General features: G+C 45.6%; 11 protein-coding genes and 1 pseudogene. 7 read left to right on the forward strand and 5 right to left on the reverse strand.

The window, feature by feature from the left end:
• Positions 1-288, forward strand: a pseudogene (locus ADU24_RS19880) (hypothetical protein); the annotation flags it as partial.
• A gap of 151 nt (positions 289-439) precedes the next feature.
• Here ADU24_RS19880 and prfB read toward each other — a convergent pair.
• Positions 440-1541, reverse strand: a protein-coding gene (gene prfB, locus ADU24_RS19885; RefSeq protein WP_156324647.1) for a peptide chain release factor 2 whose coding sequence is annotated in 2 segments (ribosomal slippage) — positions 440-1468 and positions 1470-1541 — 1101 coding nt in all. Because the reading frame shifts where the segments join, the coding sequence is not laid out codon by codon here.
• A 413-nt stretch (positions 1542-1954) separates the two neighbouring features.
• Complete coding sequence (gene secA / locus ADU24_RS19890) at positions 1955-4462, reverse strand: preprotein translocase subunit SecA (RefSeq protein ID WP_053368266.1); 2508 nt, start codon at positions 4460-4462, stop codon at positions 1955-1957.
• 923 nt (positions 4463-5385) lie between these two features.
• Here secA and ADU24_RS19895 point away from each other — a divergent pair.
• From ADU24_RS19895 to ADU24_RS19920, 6 genes are all read left to right on the forward strand, one after another.
• The gene (locus tag ADU24_RS19895; RefSeq protein ID WP_053368267.1) at positions 5386-6756 is read left to right on the forward strand and encodes a cytochrome c3 family protein; all 1371 of its coding nucleotides are present in this window, start codon (positions 5386-5388) and stop codon (positions 6754-6756) included.
• A gap of 76 nt (positions 6757-6832) precedes the next feature.
• A complete protein-coding gene (locus ADU24_RS19900) occupies positions 6833-8017 on the forward strand; it encodes a NapC/NirT family cytochrome c (RefSeq protein ID WP_053368268.1) in 1185 nt (394 codons plus the stop codon).
• A gap of 22 nt (positions 8018-8039) precedes the next feature.
• Positions 8040-8738, forward strand: a complete 699-nt coding sequence (locus ADU24_RS19905) for a tetratricopeptide repeat protein (protein ID WP_053368269.1) — start codon at positions 8040-8042, stop codon at positions 8736-8738.
• A 2-nt stretch (positions 8739-8740) separates the two neighbouring features.
• Positions 8741-9712, forward strand: a complete 972-nt coding sequence (locus ADU24_RS19910; RefSeq protein ID WP_053368270.1) for a 6-bladed beta-propeller — start codon at positions 8741-8743, stop codon at positions 9710-9712.
• Positions 9713-9822: 110 nt separating this feature from the next.
• Entirely contained in the window at positions 9823-11517 is a 1695-nt protein-coding gene (locus ADU24_RS19915; RefSeq protein ID WP_053368271.1) for a cytochrome c3 family protein, read from the forward strand.
• Positions 11518-11822: 305 nt separating this feature from the next.
• Positions 11823-14288: a cadherin-like beta sandwich domain-containing protein gene (locus ADU24_RS19920; RefSeq protein WP_053368272.1), complete on the forward strand. Its 2466-nt coding sequence runs from the start codon at positions 11823-11825 to the stop codon at positions 14286-14288.
• Between the two features lie 198 nt (positions 14289-14486).
• On the opposite strand, the gene ADU24_RS19925 is transcribed toward ADU24_RS19920, so the two are convergent.
• Genes ADU24_RS19925 through ADU24_RS19935 form a run of 3 tightly spaced genes read right to left on the reverse strand, consistent with a single transcriptional unit; the run spans position 14487 to position 16444 of the window.
• Positions 14487-15017 carry a chromate transporter gene (locus ADU24_RS19925; RefSeq protein ID WP_053368273.1) on the reverse strand — a complete coding sequence of 177 codons (531 nt, stop codon included), beginning with the start codon at positions 15015-15017 and terminating at the stop codon, positions 14487-14489.
• Positions 15014-15568, reverse strand: coding sequence for a chromate transporter (locus ADU24_RS19930; RefSeq protein ID WP_053368274.1), 555 nt, complete (start codon positions 15566-15568; stop codon positions 15014-15016). Before ADU24_RS19930 ends, ADU24_RS19925 begins: the two co-directional genes overlap by 4 nt.
• 12 nt (positions 15569-15580) lie before the next feature.
• Positions 15581-16444: a DUF1028 domain-containing protein gene (locus ADU24_RS19935; RefSeq protein ID WP_053368275.1), complete on the reverse strand. Its 864-nt coding sequence runs from the start codon at positions 16442-16444 to the stop codon at positions 15581-15583.
• Positions 16445-16621: the final 177 nt, after the last annotated feature.

The raw sequence follows: 16621 nt of genomic DNA on the forward strand, positions 1-16621 counted from the left end.
ATTGACGTTCGCCTTGATGGAATGGACAAGCGCTTCGATGGGATTGACCAGCGGCTCGATGGAATGGATAAGCGCTTCGAGGGGATCGACCAGCGACTCGAAGGGATTGACGCAAGGCTGGATGGAGTGGATGGCCGCCTGGAAACACTCACTGAAACAATCAACAACCACGCAATTGAGTTTAGAAGCCATTTTAAACATATTCACACCAAGTTGGACGAGCACGAAAAAGTATTCAATGTCGTTGCTGACGAAATCAAGGGTATTAAGTTTGATATCAAACATTAAGTCCCAAATCCGGCATCCACGAAACAGATATCTCCACATTAAAAAACGTATGCAAATTTAACCCCTCCGACTATTCCACGTCGGCAAATGAAATCCCAAAACTAAAACAAGCCTTTGCCGGCGCATTTGCGGCAAAGGCTTTAATTTTTTCTTATGACAGTTTTGACCTTAAATACGAATCAATGAACGGGTCAAGCTCGCCGTCCATAACAGCCTGCACATTCCCGGATTCCGTACCCGTCCGATGGTCCTTCACCATAGAATAAGGATGGAACACGTACGAACGGATCTGGCTGCCCCAGCCAATCTCCTTCTGCTCGCCGCGGATTTCCGCAAGCTGCTTTTCCTTTTCCTCAATCTCGCGCTGGTACAGCTTTGCCTTCAGCAAATTCATAGCCCGTTCACGGTTCTTAATCTGCGACCGCTCCGTCTGGCACGTCACAACCACACCAGTCGGAATGTGCGTGATCCTGACCGCCGAATCAGTCGTATTGACGTGCTGGCCGCCCGCACCGCTCGACCGGTACGTATCAATCTTCAAATCTTCGGTCCTGATATCGATTTCAATCTCGTCATTGAATTCCGGCATAACCTCGCACGACACGAATGATGTGTGGCGCCGGCCCGATGAATCGAATGGTGAAATCCGTACAAGCCGGTGGACGCCCTTCTCCGCCTTTAAATAGCCGTAAGCATTATGCCCTTTGATCGACAGCGTGACACTCTTGATTCCAGCTTCATCACCAGGCAGGTAATCAAGCGTCTCAACTTTATAGCCGCGCTTCTCCGCCCAGCGGGTGTACATCCTGAGTAGCATCGATCCCCAGTCCTGGGATTCCGTACCGCCAGCACCGGGATGCAGCTCCAGAATCGCATTGTTTTTATCATAAGGCTCGCTCAATAGCATCTCAAGCTCATACTCGTCAAGACGTGCCGTCAGTGCAACAAGCTCTTCTTCAAGTTCCGTTTGCAACTCTTCATCAGGCTCTTCTTTTAAAAGCTCAAAGGTTACTTCCAGATCCTCATACTTCTCATTCATCTCAAGAAACTCATGCACCTGGTCCTTCAGAGCATTTGCCTCATTGATCACTGTCTGGGCGGCATTCTGATCATTCCAGAAATCCGGATGCAGCATCTCATTATCAAGCTGTGCTATCCGCGCCTCCTTTTCCTCCAGGTCAAAGAGACCCCCTAAAGCCCGCTAATCGCTTAGCTGTTTTCTCCAATTCGTTCCTGATATCTGCAAATTCCATATCAATCACCTCAAAAATCTTTCCATTAGAATAGTCTTTATCTAGTATATACCCTCAAGCTCCGAATGCCAAAGCTCCTATGAAAATTATAAACCTCCAAGCACGGGTTACGCAGGAAAAAACAGGTGAGCATTTCCCAAGTAAACTTGCTTTTAAGAGCATTACTGTCCTGTTTCTAAACATCGAGTAGCTTTGACTCACTTCCCGAGAAAATTCACTTTGCTGTCCAAACATCAAACATCTTTGGACAGCCAACCCTCAAAAATTAATATCGCTGTCCAAACATTGGGCAACTTTGGACTCGCAACTCAAGGAAATGCAGTTCTGTGTCCAAACCTGGTCAAGCAGGCGGATTTTTGCCTCAGTAAAAACAAGAGAGCCGGCAACCGCCAGCTCCCTTCAGCAAAACACTATTACACCGCACCATGGCAGTTTTTGAACTTTTTGCCGCTGCCGCAATGGCATGGGTCATTGCGGCCAATGTTCGTCTTTTTAATAACTGGCTTTTTCTTGATTTTTTCCCCGTCTTCTTTCGGGTTGACGGCATGGCCCTTTGCAACTTCCTGGCGCTCAAGGTTGCTGCGGATTTCCGCCTTCATGATGTAGCGGGAAACCTCTTCCTCAATGGAGACGACCATGCTTTCAAACATCGCAAAGCCTTCATGCTGGTACTCGCGGAGAGGATCCGTTTGGGCATAGGCGCGCAGGTGAATACCCTGGCGAAGCTGGTCCATCGCATCGATGTGGTCAATCCACTTGGAATCAACCGCGCGTAACACGATAACCTTCTCAAATTCGCGCATTTGCTCCGGAGAAAGAATTTCTTCCTTCTCATCGTAGCGTTCCTTGACTTTAGCAAAAATAATATCCGCCATTTCGTCCGAATCCTTGTCCTTCAAATCGTCCACAGTAATGTCGCCTTCATGGAGCAGGTTGGCCGCAGTGATGTCAACAAGGCCCTGAAGATTCCATTCATCTTCATCCCCGCTTCCAGGGGCATGGGCGGAGATTGCCCGGTCGATGGTTGCTTTAATCATATTCTCGACGATTTCGCGAAGGTTTTCCGCATCCAGCACTTCGTTTCGCTGGCCATAGATAATTTCACGCTGCTGGCGCAGAACGTCATCGTACTGGAGGAGCTGTTTACGGGCATCGAAGTTATTTCCTTCAACGCGCTTCTGTGCGGACTCGACGGCACGCGACACCATTTTGCTCTGGATTGGCTGGGAATCATCCATGCCAAGGCGGGCCATCATATTCTTCATATTATCGGAACCGAAGCGGCGCATCAGCTCGTCTTCCATGGAAAGGTAGAACTGCGTTACACCCGGGTCTCCCTGACGACCTGAACGTCCGCGCAGCTGATTGTCAATCCGGCGTGATTCATGTCGTTCCGTACCAATAACAGCAAGTCCGCCAAGATCCACAACACCTTCGCCAAGCTTGATATCGGTACCACGTCCGGCCATGTTCGTCGCGATGGTCACAGAGCCTTTTTGGCCGGCATCCTCAATAATTTCCGCTTCACGGCTATGGTTTTTCGCATTCAGGACGTTATGCGGAATGCCTTTTTTCTGTAAGTATTTCGAAATCAACTCGGATGTTTCGATTGCAACCGTACCAACAAGGACTGGCTGGCCCTTTTTATGGCGTTCTGCGATGTCCTCTACAACAGCGCGGAACTTACCATCCATCGATGCATAGATCAAATCAGCGCGGTCATCACGGATAATTGGGCGGTTTGTCGGAATGACGATAACATTCATATTATATATGTTGCGGAATTCCTCTTCCTCGGTTTTCGCCGTACCGGTCATACCAGCGAGCTTCTCATACATCCGGAAATAGTTCTGGAATGTAATTGTCGCCAGCGTCATGCTCTCGTTCTGGACTTCAAGGCCTTCTTTCGCCTCGATTGCCTGGTGAAGACCTTCGGAATAGCGGCGGCCCTTCATGAGACGGCCGGTAAACTGGTCAACGATGACAATTTCCCCATCCTGGACGACATAGTCAATATCCAGGTGCATCGACACATTCGCCTTCAAGGCCTGGTTAATATGGTGGTTCAGGGTTACATGGTTGATGTCAAAAAGGTTTTCAATGCCAAAGGCACGCTCCGCTTTGGAAATCCCCTGCTCGGTAAGCATGACGCCCTTCGTCTTTTCATCATACGTATAATCCTGATCCTTTGTCAGCGTTCGGACGAACGCATTCGCCTGCATGTAGAGCGACGTCGATTTCTGGGCGGTTCCGGAAATGATTAGCGGGGTCCTCGCTTCGTCGATCAGGATGGAGTCGACCTCGTCAATGACCGCATAATAAAGCGGGCGTTGAACTTTTTGTTCCTTATATAACACCATGTTGTCGCGGAGATAGTCAAAGCCGTATTCATTGTTCGTACCATACGTGATATCCGCCGCGTATGCTTCCTGCTTTTCTTCCTTCGTCATGCTATTCAGGTTCAGCCCGACGGTTAAGCCGAGGAAGTTGTACAACTGGCCCATCTCCGTGGCGTCACGGCTGGCCAGGTATTCGTTGACGGTAACAACATGGACGCCTTTACCTGAGAGCGCATTTAAATACACTGGCATTGTTGCGGTCAGCGTTTTACCTTCCCCTGTCTTCATCTCGGAAATATTTCCTTCGTGAAGGGAGATACCGCCCATTAGCTGGACCGGATATGGATACAGTCCCAGGACACGGCGCGCGCCTTCGCGGACAACCGCAAACGCTTCGACAAGCAAATCGTCGAGCGTTTCGCCGTTCTGGTAACGCTGCTTGAATTCTTCCGTTTTTTCGCGAAGCTGGTCATCAGTCAGCTTTTCCGTTTCCTCGGCAAGCGCTTCAATCTTGCTCGCCATCCGGGTCAGCCTCTTGATTTCGCGTTTATTCAAATCAAACAATTTATTTAAAATTCCCATTTTGACTCTCCTTCTTCATTCAACATTCGAATCCCATAAGGAGAAAGGATTCTCTATTTAAAGCACTTATCCTCTAAATAAAATTCGCCAATTTCTGTTACCATCTTACCACTTCCGCTATGCAGTGACAACAAATGGCCACCTGGATAAAGGCATTGAAACTGATGACCAAGGGATGTTTTTGAAAATTATCCATAAAATCTTTCCGGTCTTTAAAAGGCATACTCAAGGAACAGCCGGAATGTTTTCTCCTCTAAAAGGATACCGGTATTTGGAAAAGCAATTTCGAAAAGTACAATGAACCGGTTCACGTTTTTACAACTGGTTGGCAAGTATTTGGTCGGCAATCTTCATTTCATTCCGTTTTCTAGGCAAACTTCTCTGAGCTTTTTGGACTTCATGTTTTCCCAGCCTGGTGCAAAGGTTGAGGAGACATCACAAGTTTTCTGCGTTTTCCATTTCCCGGAAAGCTCTTTTTGTAAAAGCGCATTCCCCCATTTTGTTTGTGGGGCAATTTTTCAAAACAGCCAAATCTTCACAACTTCTTCACAACTTCCCCATAATAAAAACACAAGTCGCCTCATTGATAAGTAAGGGCAGCCAATTACTCCGTGATATTTCCTTTATGCATAAAAACAAGCGAAAAGTGGGAAGAATCTGGTTTTCTTTATTCATATTACTGAATAAATATCAATACTTATGAAGGTTTTCACTACCTTCACATTATTAACCAAAGGCCCAGGACATCAAATTTTCAAAAGAAATTTCTATTCAAAAAAAGGGATGACATCCTTCGCAATTTTATTCACAAATTGTACATTGGAAAATCACTTATGGGTGTTAGATACTACCTTTAGAGAGGTTAATATGGAAATAAAAGTAGATAGAAAATCAAACAGAAAAAAGGGAAAGGGTGAAACAGCGTGGCCTTTTGGAGAAAATCCAAACAGACAGACACTAGCCCTGATACAGACACAAGGGAAGGGAAAAAGAAAGTCGGCCTTATACGCAGATTATGGCGCAAATTCAGAAATATAGATTGGAAGAACCCGGTTAACCGCTGGAAGCTAGGCTTTGTCCTCCTCTTCGGAATAATTGCGATGAGTGGAACGGCCTACGGGGCAATTGCCTTCACATCTAATCCCGCGTTCTGCTCGAGCTGCCATGAGATGGCGCCGGAATACCAGACATTCAAGGCTAGTGCCCATAGCGAAATCAAATGTACCCAATGCCACATCGAGCCTGGCGCGAAGAATATGGTTCTCCATAAGATTCATTCTATGAAAGAGGTTTACTACCACATCGTTGGTCCGCCAGACCCGATCGTCCAGACGGCACCGGTCATGAAAGTGAACTGCGGACAGTGCCACTCGGATAACCGCCTTGTCACCGCGACCGGCGACCTGAAAGTAAACCACAAAAAGCACATTAAAAAAGATATCCCTTGTATTACCTGCCACGCGGGTGTTGCGCACGCGAAAGTGGTCGACCGCGGAATTAACGGTTCTGAAACGTACGACCACTGGACAGAGAAAAACATTAAAAAACTGATGACGAAAGAATACACCAACCCGAACATGGGAACGTGCATTGATTGCCACGACAAGGTAAACAAAGGCGAAGAGCCTTGGAAGGATATCGCATACAGCCTGCCGGTCAATACACACGGTGCTGAAAAAGAAAAAGGCCCTGGCTCAGAAACCGCAACCGCCGAGCCCCACGAAGCGGATGTGATCGGAGTACAAGGCAGCCATGAAGCAACAAAGAAAACACAGGATATCATCCTCCAGGCAATTGGAAAGCAAAAAGATGGCGTTAAGATATCAATGGATTGCTTTACATGCCACAAGGAAGTCGCTATACCAAAGAGCCACGAAAAAGTGAAATGGAACGAAAGCCATGGCGGTACCGCCTTTAAAGAGCTCAATGAATGCATCAACTGTCACCAGGATTCAAAATGGATTCGCGACATTGCCAAGCAGGACATCCTGACATTAATCAAGGATGAAGGCGTTAAAGAAAAGTACGTACCGGATATCACGGTCGTTAAAGACAAATCACGTGTCAGTGCCTTCTGCTCCGCCTGCCACGGAAACCGCCCGCCAGGCCACCTAGACAGCGATCAATGGCTGACAGCGCACGCACCAAAAGCAGGAACCAAAGAAGCAAAAGCCCGCTGCTATGTGTGCCACGACAAGGAAAAGCCTGTGGAAGGAACGAAGTCAACCGCTCCAACAGACGTTTACTGCCAATACTGCCACAGAACCGGCTTCAAGAGTGAAAAAGGCGTATAGCCATTAAATTATGTGCGGCCCTGGGATTACAGGGCTGCTCAAATAACCGTAATACCGAAACTGGAGGGACAGTCTTATGGAAGAAGAAAAGATTGACCAGGAACTCCCGGCCCCTCCCCGTTTTCGCAATACGTTTTTCAAAATCGCAACGTTAACCCTGCTGTTTCTGGTCCTTTTTTTCACCATCGGATTTGTAGGGCTCGAAACATCATCAAGCTCCGAATTCTGCTCATCCTGCCATGAAATGAAACCGGAGTACTACACCTGGAAGGCCTCCTCCCATGGTGAAGTGGATTGCGTAAACTGCCATATCGAACCTGGGGTCGAGAATTTAGCAAAAGCAAAAGGCAACGGACTCGTACAGCTTTTCAAGAAACAGACAAACACTTATCTCGCACCGATTAAAATGCCAAGCCTAATCCCAGATAAGTCATGTGAAAGGTGTCACAATGTATTCAACCGAGAGGTCTCCCCTTCCGGTGACATCATCATTCCGCATGATAAGCATAAGAAAGAAGGCATAGAATGCGTCCAGTGCCACAGCGGTGTGGCCCACGGAAAAATAGCCGAACGCAAGGTAACCTATAAAAGTGATTATGAAAAATGGGATGAAAGGCTTGGCGCCATGTTCATGAGTGACAGGAAGTATAGCAGCCCGAAGATGGATACTTGCATGGAGTGCCATGAAGCCAGGAAAGTTACCCTGGAATGCAAAGCTTGCCATGAAACCTCCATGGTTCCCGAAAATCATAAAACAACAGCTTTTAAAGCCGGCGGACACGGCAAAATCCAACCTTCCAATTTAAAAACATGCGAGCAGTGCCACTCCTACATGTCGAAGGAAAGTTATGACTTCTTTAAAGAAGAGCCAAAATATACCCAGTTTTTAAAAAATGGACATACAAATACAGATACGGCCAAGGTTTCAGTTAACCAATACGCAAAAACGAACACATTTTGCAAGGATTGCCATGGACAAAGGCCAACAAGCCATAAAATTGATGCTTTTATGTCCAAACATGGAACCTTATCAAAGGATAACCAAAAATGTTTTACATGCCACGATAACCGGATCACAAGCTCCTCACCGGTTACAAAGGTACAATGCGCTTCATGCCACCCAAGCCAGCATGGTGACACCTGGAGACGCAGGCATCCGTTCGAAGTTCCAGAAAATCAGAAATATAATAAAACGTGTTTAAAATGCCATGTTGAAACGACATGTTCAAAATGCCACAGGGACAATAGTAAAAAGAAGTAGAATTCCGAGAGGGGATTTTATTATGGAAACAGAAAAAGCACCTCAGGAAGTTAATGGGCAAACTCCCAAGAAACTTCCCAAGAAATTTAAGAAGAGAACAGCATTCATGCTCCTATTCCTTACATTGGCCATTTCCGTAGGAACAGGCTATGCTCTCGGCCACTTTTATTTCTGGAATGACATTGATATGAAAAGAGTGAATGAGCAGCTGGATTATTACAAAGAAGAAGTGAGAAAAGATCCGTCAAACCTGCAAAACCGCATCGTCCTTGGCTATACCTATTATTTAAAAGGTGATCACGATGAAGCGATCAGACAGTTTGATTATGTTTTGGAGCAGGACAAAAATTATTATGACGCCCATTACAATTTAGGATTGGTATTCATCGATGAAGAACGTTACAGCGAAGCGCTTATCGAACTTGAGAAGGCGGTAAAAATCGCGCCACGCGACTTTAAGGGGCATGTCCAGATGGGCATCGCCTACCGCGGTTTAAAGGAATACGACAAGGCTATGAAATCCCTTGAACAGGCCAACAAACTGGCTCCGACCAATTCGGATATCATTTATCAAATTGGCATGGTCGCGGAAGCACAAGGCGATTTTGAAAACGCAATAGCAATTTACAAAGACTCATTATCCTATGACCCATTATACAAGGATGCCTTGGACGCACTTGATAGACTAAAAGATAAAGACACAAAGGGTAAGGGTGAGTAACCATGAAAAGACGGAATGTGTATATCGGAATGGCGCTCATTGCTATTGCCACGGCAGCAGTATTTACCTTCCTTTTTCTTTACCAGACAAAAGATGTTAATACAGGACTATTGGCTGTCATCAAACCAGATAATGCACCAGATTACAGCCTTTCACTTACAGGCGACTTTAACAAACCACTTCATAAGCCGATGGATGTTACAGCAAACAGCTCGTTTACCTATGTATCTGATACGAACAATAAGCGGGTCCTCGCTTTCGATACTAGAGGCAACCTCCTCTTCGCTTTCGGAGAAGAAGGAAGCGGGAAAGGACAATTTAAATTCCCGTATGGAATTTCAACAGATGACCAAGGCAGAGTGTTTGTAGCAGATTTATATAACGGTAACATCTCGGTGTTCGATGAAAAGGGTAAGTTTATCGACTACTTCGCACAGAAAGTACTGGCGGATAAAGGCATTTCAGCCCCAGCCGCATTAAGAATCATCGGTAACAAGGTTTATATGACCGATATAAAAACTAGTAAAGCCTATGTCTTTGACTTGACCGGCAAGCTACTCCTCGAAGTCGGCAAGCCAGGTACCGGAGACGGCGAATTAAACGCACCGAATGGCATCACCGCGGATGATGAGGGCAATGTTTATGTTGTCGATACCGGGAATCAGCGCGTACAGATTTTCGATTCAAAAGGCAAATTTTTAAAAATCATTAACGGATCAGCAAACGGAAAAGGCGAATCTATTTTTGTTAACCCTAGAGGCATCGGCATCGACAGCCGCGGCATCATGTATGTCGTCAGCAACCTGACCCACCTTGTTTACGGTTTTGACAAGGAAGGAAAAAAAGTCTTCCAATTTGGCGGATTGGGCGAAAATAATGGCCAATTCTCACTTCCCAATGGCTTGTTTATCGATAAAAACGATAATGTATTAGTCACCGACACATTAAACATCAGGGTTCAAGCTTTCAATTAATAGACTTTCGACAAACCAAATCCTTCACATTAAGGAGGTGATATGGAAAAAAGAAGGAGTGCAAGTCTTCAAAGTAAAAAAAAAAGAGATTAACAGGGAGGTTTTTAAGGATGAGAAAGATAAGTTTTAGCCTGCTCTTCGCTCTCATGCTGTTTGGGATGTTTGCTGCAGCAGCTTCTGCAGAAAGCCCATCATCACCATATAACGGTGGCATGACACCAGGAAAAAAAGGGACATCCATTGAAAACGCGAACAAAACAGGTGAAGGCGTGGATATCAACGACGGTTCTACCAAAGGAACTGTCATTAAAAATCTTAATGGGCATGCCACCCACACATCTTATCAAAACAATACAAACTCTTGTGCTAGCTGTCACCAAACCCACACTGCTAAAGGTGACCAGTTGCTCTTTGCGGACAGTGTTTATAACACTTGTACCGCTTGCCATGATGGTACTTTAGGTAAACTAAACGTATTCTCAGATGGTTCAGTTACTGCTGATACCACTAAAACTATGGCTGGTGCAGGTACTTTCGGTGGKACTCATGGTGCATCCCAGCATATGGCTAACGATACAATTCAAATCAAAGCCGCTCCTGGTGGAAACCCAGCTGATTTAACGGATGCTGACAAAACTGATGATAAAGTTAGAGGAACTATGTGGGGAGAAAACTTCAACTGCGCAAGCTGCCATGCTCCACACGGATCATATTCTGACCGTTTGCTTCAATACAATCCAAACGGAATTGGTGCAATTCCAGCTTCTAAGGGTGGTAACCAATTAGAAAATGTTCCGGTAGTTGAAACATTACCAACAGCTACTGAAGAATCTTCTAATGACGTATTATTGCGTACTGAAGATACTGGAACTGGGAAAGTTACAGTAGCTCACTATATCAAGCGATTTACAACTTCTAAGGTTGATGGCAAAGATGTAAAAACTTATACCGGCTATACTAATTCAACTGCTCCATGGTTATATGGTTATGACAGCCGTACAGACGGTCTATCTTACTGGTCACGATTAGTAAAACCAGGAAAAGGAGATAACCCAGCAACAACAGAGGTAGTTGAAACAGACTTTGATATTGATGTTATCGCTGCTTACGGTTCAACAGATGGAGTTTACTTCGACTACGAGCATGCAGAAGCATATTCTACTAAAGCTGAAGGTGCTTCTGCACTGAAATCTGCTACAAAAGGGTTCATCGCTCGTCCTGTAGTTGTTAAAATTGCTAAAGATGGGTACAACGTTATTCAAAGCGCATACTGGGCCGGTGCAGACATCTCCAAATTCGGAACAAAAACGGAAGCAGAACTGAAAGACCTGGGCTACACAGTTACAACTGACAAAACAACTGGTGCAAAAACTGTAAAGAATGTGGGAGTAAAGATGTCTCAATTCTGTGCTGCTTGCCATACAGACTACCTGCAGGCTAACTCGGATGGAAAGAAATCTCACTTCGGTGAAGGTACTGAGGCTTACCGTCACAGCACAAACAGCGACAGCTACACGTGTGTACGCTGCCACTACGGTCACGGTACTGACGCTTACATCATGAAGGATTCTCTTGGACGTACAATTAAGGACCTGGTAGGAACTCCTGGCTTTAATACTGGAACTCCTGCAGAACAAGAAGCTGCAGCTTTAGCTTACATGCAAGACAACAATGCTTCTTCCGCTCTTAAGAAGTTCACAAACATGTCTGTATGCTGGGCTTGCCACAACAGCTCTCACGCTGAAACAATTAAAAACGCTGAGCGCCGTTCTGACCATCCAAATGGAATGCCAACAGGCTATTAATATAAGCTAGCTAACCATTAGCCCCACTAGTGGTTAGCCTATAACAAAATGTACTGAAGAATGAGGTGCTATGTTTAGGCATAGCATCTTATTTTTTCCGGTGTAGGAGGGTCCAAGCATTATTGAATATAACTCTAAAAGAGATGTAATACACCGTCATTCTGCAAAACTACATTTTTACAATCCATATATGAATATTCATTGAATTATAGCTACATTCACTAGTACCGCCTTCGCAATGGGATTATAATGTTAGTATAGACACGATTCGATTTAGCATCATCAGGAGAAATGAGGCGGAGCTAATGAAAAGAAGACTCCTGTTTAAAAGAACCTTTAACCTCTTAACAATTATTGTTTTATATATGTATTTACAATCACCTTCGCAATTTCCCGGCCAGCCAATTCAAAAAGCGGCAGCCTTATCTGGAACGGATCCCGTCGTGACGATTTCTTCGCCAGAATCCGGATCTTTTACAAACCAATCAACTATCACCATTTCAGGGGCCGTCAAGAACTTTACATCCGCTGTTACCGTAAGCATCCACAGAGGAGAAGAAATTGGTTCTGTAAAGGTGCCAGACACGGAAAATGCCTGGAGTTTGTCAGTACCCTTGATTGAAGGGCCTAATGAATTATATATAGAGGCATCGGATTCAGGAGGAGTGAAAGCGCCGGGAGTTCCATTAACTATTACAAGTGACACAGTCCTCCCTACGATTTCCTTTTTAAATAAAACTGAAGGGGCTTTTTCCAATATCCCCGCTATAGAAATGGAAACCGAACCAGGTTCAGAGGTGAAGATCTGTATTGACTGTACAGAGAAAACAGGAGAAGAATTGGAAAGCAGTTGGATTACCGTCCCGGAAACACCAAGCAGTTCTGGAAACTTCGTTTATGAGAACCCTCAAATGAACCAGGGAAAACATGTTGTTTTTGCCAAGGCGACTGACCGCGCGGGCAACGTTGGAAATCCTTTCAGCATCAGCTTTATTTTAGACACGCTAAGGCCAATTATTTTACCAAGCAGCCTGGATCCTAAACCTGGGATGTCACAAGTTGCCATCGATATAAAATCTACACTACTAAAATTCAGGATTCTGGATGCTAATAAAATTTCCGAAAATGAACTGAAGGAGAGCCTCACTTTGGTTAAAAGCGGGGCCTTGGAACCAGTACCAATTCGTTACGTTGGTTACACCGAAGCAACAAAGGAAGTAATATTCGAACTTACCCAGCCTTTAGAAAGAAGCACAAAATATCATGTGGCAATTAATCCATCCGGTGTGTTGGATGCTGCAGGAAACGAAGCTTTTCCTAGATTTTGGTCCTTCACGACAGAAAGCAGTCCTTCCCATAAAGTAAATGGAAGAATTGTTTATGATAATATTAACTACAACGGTAAAAATCTTCAGCGGGAAAGTCCTCATGGAGTTTACTCAAATAACTTTAATACATGCGGGAATTGCCACAGCACGCACGCTGCGAGCAACCCAAAACTTCTAGACCAAAAGAAAAATAGCGAAAACGACAATGGAGATTTAACAGTTGACCAATATTGTATGGCATGCCATGACGGGACCGTTGCACCAAAAGCGGAGAATAGTGGAAGTAAACATTCACACAATGCCGGAATCAGTATGGATGGAACAATAACCGGCAGTTCCTGTTCCAGCTGCCATAATCCACATTCCGAGTGGTCGACTGCCAATCCAATTCTAACTCAAGGGCATTTTACTTATACCCATGATGATACAATTCCTCAGACAGGGAAGCCCTCGGGTGAAATAAGCAGTAAAGCCCAGCTCTGTGAAACCTGCCATGAAACCGAAACCGCTAATAAGCTTGCCAATCAAGAGGTGAAATATAATATTTTTGAATATAAAAATGCCAATACGGCTATCGGGATATATGAAGATTATGGACTCTGTTTACGCTGCCATAACCCCGAGTATCAAAAAATAAACGAGAAGACAGCCAAAGCTGCTGACATTGCGCAGTATTATAGTAATTTAACTAAACAGGTTAAGGCTGATTATGAAGAAATTAACGGAGAATCGTCCTTCATTAAAAGGACTATTTCTCCCGCTGAGCTTGTTTTTTCCGGACATACAATTAAAGCACTGGATGGAAGCCCGTTGGCTGGCCATATACCTTGTGCGGATTGTCATGATACACACGGTTCTTTAAATATTAAGCAGCTTAAAACCACAATTGGACACGAAAACAAGCAGCCTTTTGCTGTTGAAAACGACGATTGGACACCGGAAGTAGAGAGAAGTTTCTGCCTTAAATGCCATAATGGCAGTACAGCTATTTATGGAGTTAAAGGAAAAATACCTGATCCCGAAAAGTCGGACGGTCATTTGGATTCGGTAGCGAACAAAGATATACCATGTTCCAAGTGCCACGGAATAGGGAAAGATGCAAGAGAAAAAGCCATGAATGCCGCACACGCACCGAGAAAGGCAATGCCGTCCTTAAGTAAACTTGAGGTGAACAACCAGCCATTAAATGAGTCCGAGGTAAGCAACCAGACTTTAAGCCCCAAGTTTTCTCCTTACAGCCTTAACTATACAGTAAAGGTAGATAATTCAGTTTCAACCGTAACTGTCATTGGTGAACCAAAGGATTCCAATGATACTATCAGCGGGACCGGTAACAAGGCATTAAACGTAGGGTTAAACAATTTCACAGTGACGGTAAAATCACCTGAAGGAAAAGAAACTTCTTACACAATAACTGTCAATCGTGCCGCTCCCAAGCCATAAATAGAAGCAACCCGACAAAAATCGGGTTGCTTTTATTCTTTTCCCGGGAAATATTTGCTGAACCTTGGCGCATTTGCTCTCTTTTTTCCTACCCAACAAATTCTTTAAAAGAATCCTAAATGGGAGAAAGATTATGCACACCTTTGAAGCCTGCTCACCAAAAAAAACGAAAGGACCCCCTCCCCATTCGGTTTTTAACTATCCAAGAAATATCGCCCCATACAGCAGACTTCCAGCAATTACATAAGCCGGATGGACGTTCATTTTTTCCATTAGGACAAGGCTGGCAGCAGCAAGAAACACCGTATGAAGAAGGCCCGGACCTTGATAGGATTCAATAAAAAAGTCATATGCCATGACAGCAAGCAAGGCGGCGATGACCGGCCTTACAATCATGGTCATTCGTTTTACTTTTGGCGATTCCTTGTGTTTCATGAGCAGGCCTAGAAGCCCGATCATTAACACGAGCGATGGAGCGACGCTGGCGAAAACGCCGACAGCTGCGCCGAGTGTGCCGCCGATTTCATAGCCGATGTAGCCGGCCATTTTTGTCGCGATTGGTCCAGGCAGCGCATTCCCCATTGCAAGTACCTCGGAAAATTCACCCGTCGTCATCCAACAATAACGGTCAACAACCTCAGCTTCAATCAAAGGGATCGAAGACGGGCCGCCACCATAGCCGAGAATTCCAGGGAGGAAAAATGCCCAGAAAATTTGAAGATAGATCATGATGTGCCTCCCTCTTTCTTGTCCCTTTTCAGCAAGGCACCGAGAAGCAGGGCAAAAATGATTATGGCCGGGTGGATACCCAAAGCTTCAAGAAGGACAAAGCTGCCGACCAAAAGAACAATCGTCCAGACCATTCCAAGGGTTGAGCCAAGTGATTTTTTAATAAAATCCCATGTCATTGTGAGGAGCATGACGGCGACGACCGGGACGACCGCGCTTGCCGCCCCCCGTACCCATGGCTGGTCCTTGAAAGCATTCAGCCCGGCCAGGAGCAGAATCATTAGCACAATGGTCGGAACGATGGTTGCAAGGACTGCATTCAGCATCCCTGTATATCCCGCAACCCGGTAACCGATATAACCAGCAAGTTTTGTAGCGATTGGCCCCGGGAGTGCGTTTGCGAGGGCGAGGACATCGCCGAACTCCTCGCTGTCCATCCATTTATAGCGGCCTACGACTTCTTTTTGAACCAGAGGGATGGATGATGGTCCCCCGCCGTACCCGAGCATGCCAACCCGGAAGAAGGCCATGAATAACTCAGCTTGTTTCATTCAACGTTCATCTCATTTCTGTTGTGTGGACGGTTCTTGTGTTTTCATGTATTCAAGAACATCGAGGTCGATGTAGCCTTCCTCTTGTTCGCGCATTTCAAAGTTTTCAGTGTGCAAATAGGCTGTCAGCGCTTTAAGTGTTTCCTGTCTACCGGCAATGTTTGTTTTAAAATAACCAAGGCGCCCAAGATGCTGGACAAGCTCGGTTTCAACATCGCCCGTAATCGGTACGATACGCTCCGGCTTGGAAGGTGCGAAATAAAGCTGCTGGAGCTCGTAAATACGGATGAGTTCCTTGATTGGCTCGGGGTGGTCGTCGACTCGGAGATCGATGTAACGGTCATTGAAAGCGCCGTATCCGCCCCTTTCCTTGACGATACATAGTGCAGCAGACTGCTGGCCCCTGGAATCCCCGCCTGCCGCCTGGCCCGCATCAAGAGCAGCCAAAAGGCGTTCCGCAAGGGTTCCTTTCGTTTCGGTGAAGGTAGCAGCCATTTGGGTGACGGTGGTTTCATCGACAAGAATATTCCCCTGTGCTGCAAAATGGTGCCCTGTTACGCCCCCAGCCCATTTGTAGCATTGAGATCCTGTAAAAGTCGCCGGGTTGCCCTGAGCATCAATGAGGCCGACCTGGCGCATTTCCCGTTCCCTATCTTCCTCGAGAATGATTTGCAGTGCTTCTTCCGCCGTTTTGCCAGCCGCCATGAGCTCGAGCGCCTTTGGGCCATACGTTGTGTTGGCGTACGACTGAGTTGCAACTGCGCCGACTCCGGCTTTCGCCCAAGGTACTACCGCGCCGACTCCAAGGAATTTTGATTGGACTGCGATCCCCCATTCTTTTTCTACCGGATCAAACCCGACAATGGAAAAGGTCATGTAATCGTCCCCCTTCGTATGTATTTGTACATTCTAATACCCTATATTTCGACACACTAAATGAAAATCCTTCACCTTTTTAAAAAGAGCTTCCGGATACGTTTTTACTTAAAAAATCCGGCTCCCAAATCGGGAACCGGATTATCTTTTACAAGGTTAGCAATCGGTGGGTGATCC

This window comes from Bacillus sp. FJAT-27245 (assembly GCF_001273955.1).
GTDB lineage: Bacteria > Bacillota > Bacilli > Bacillales > Cytobacillaceae > Bacillus_D.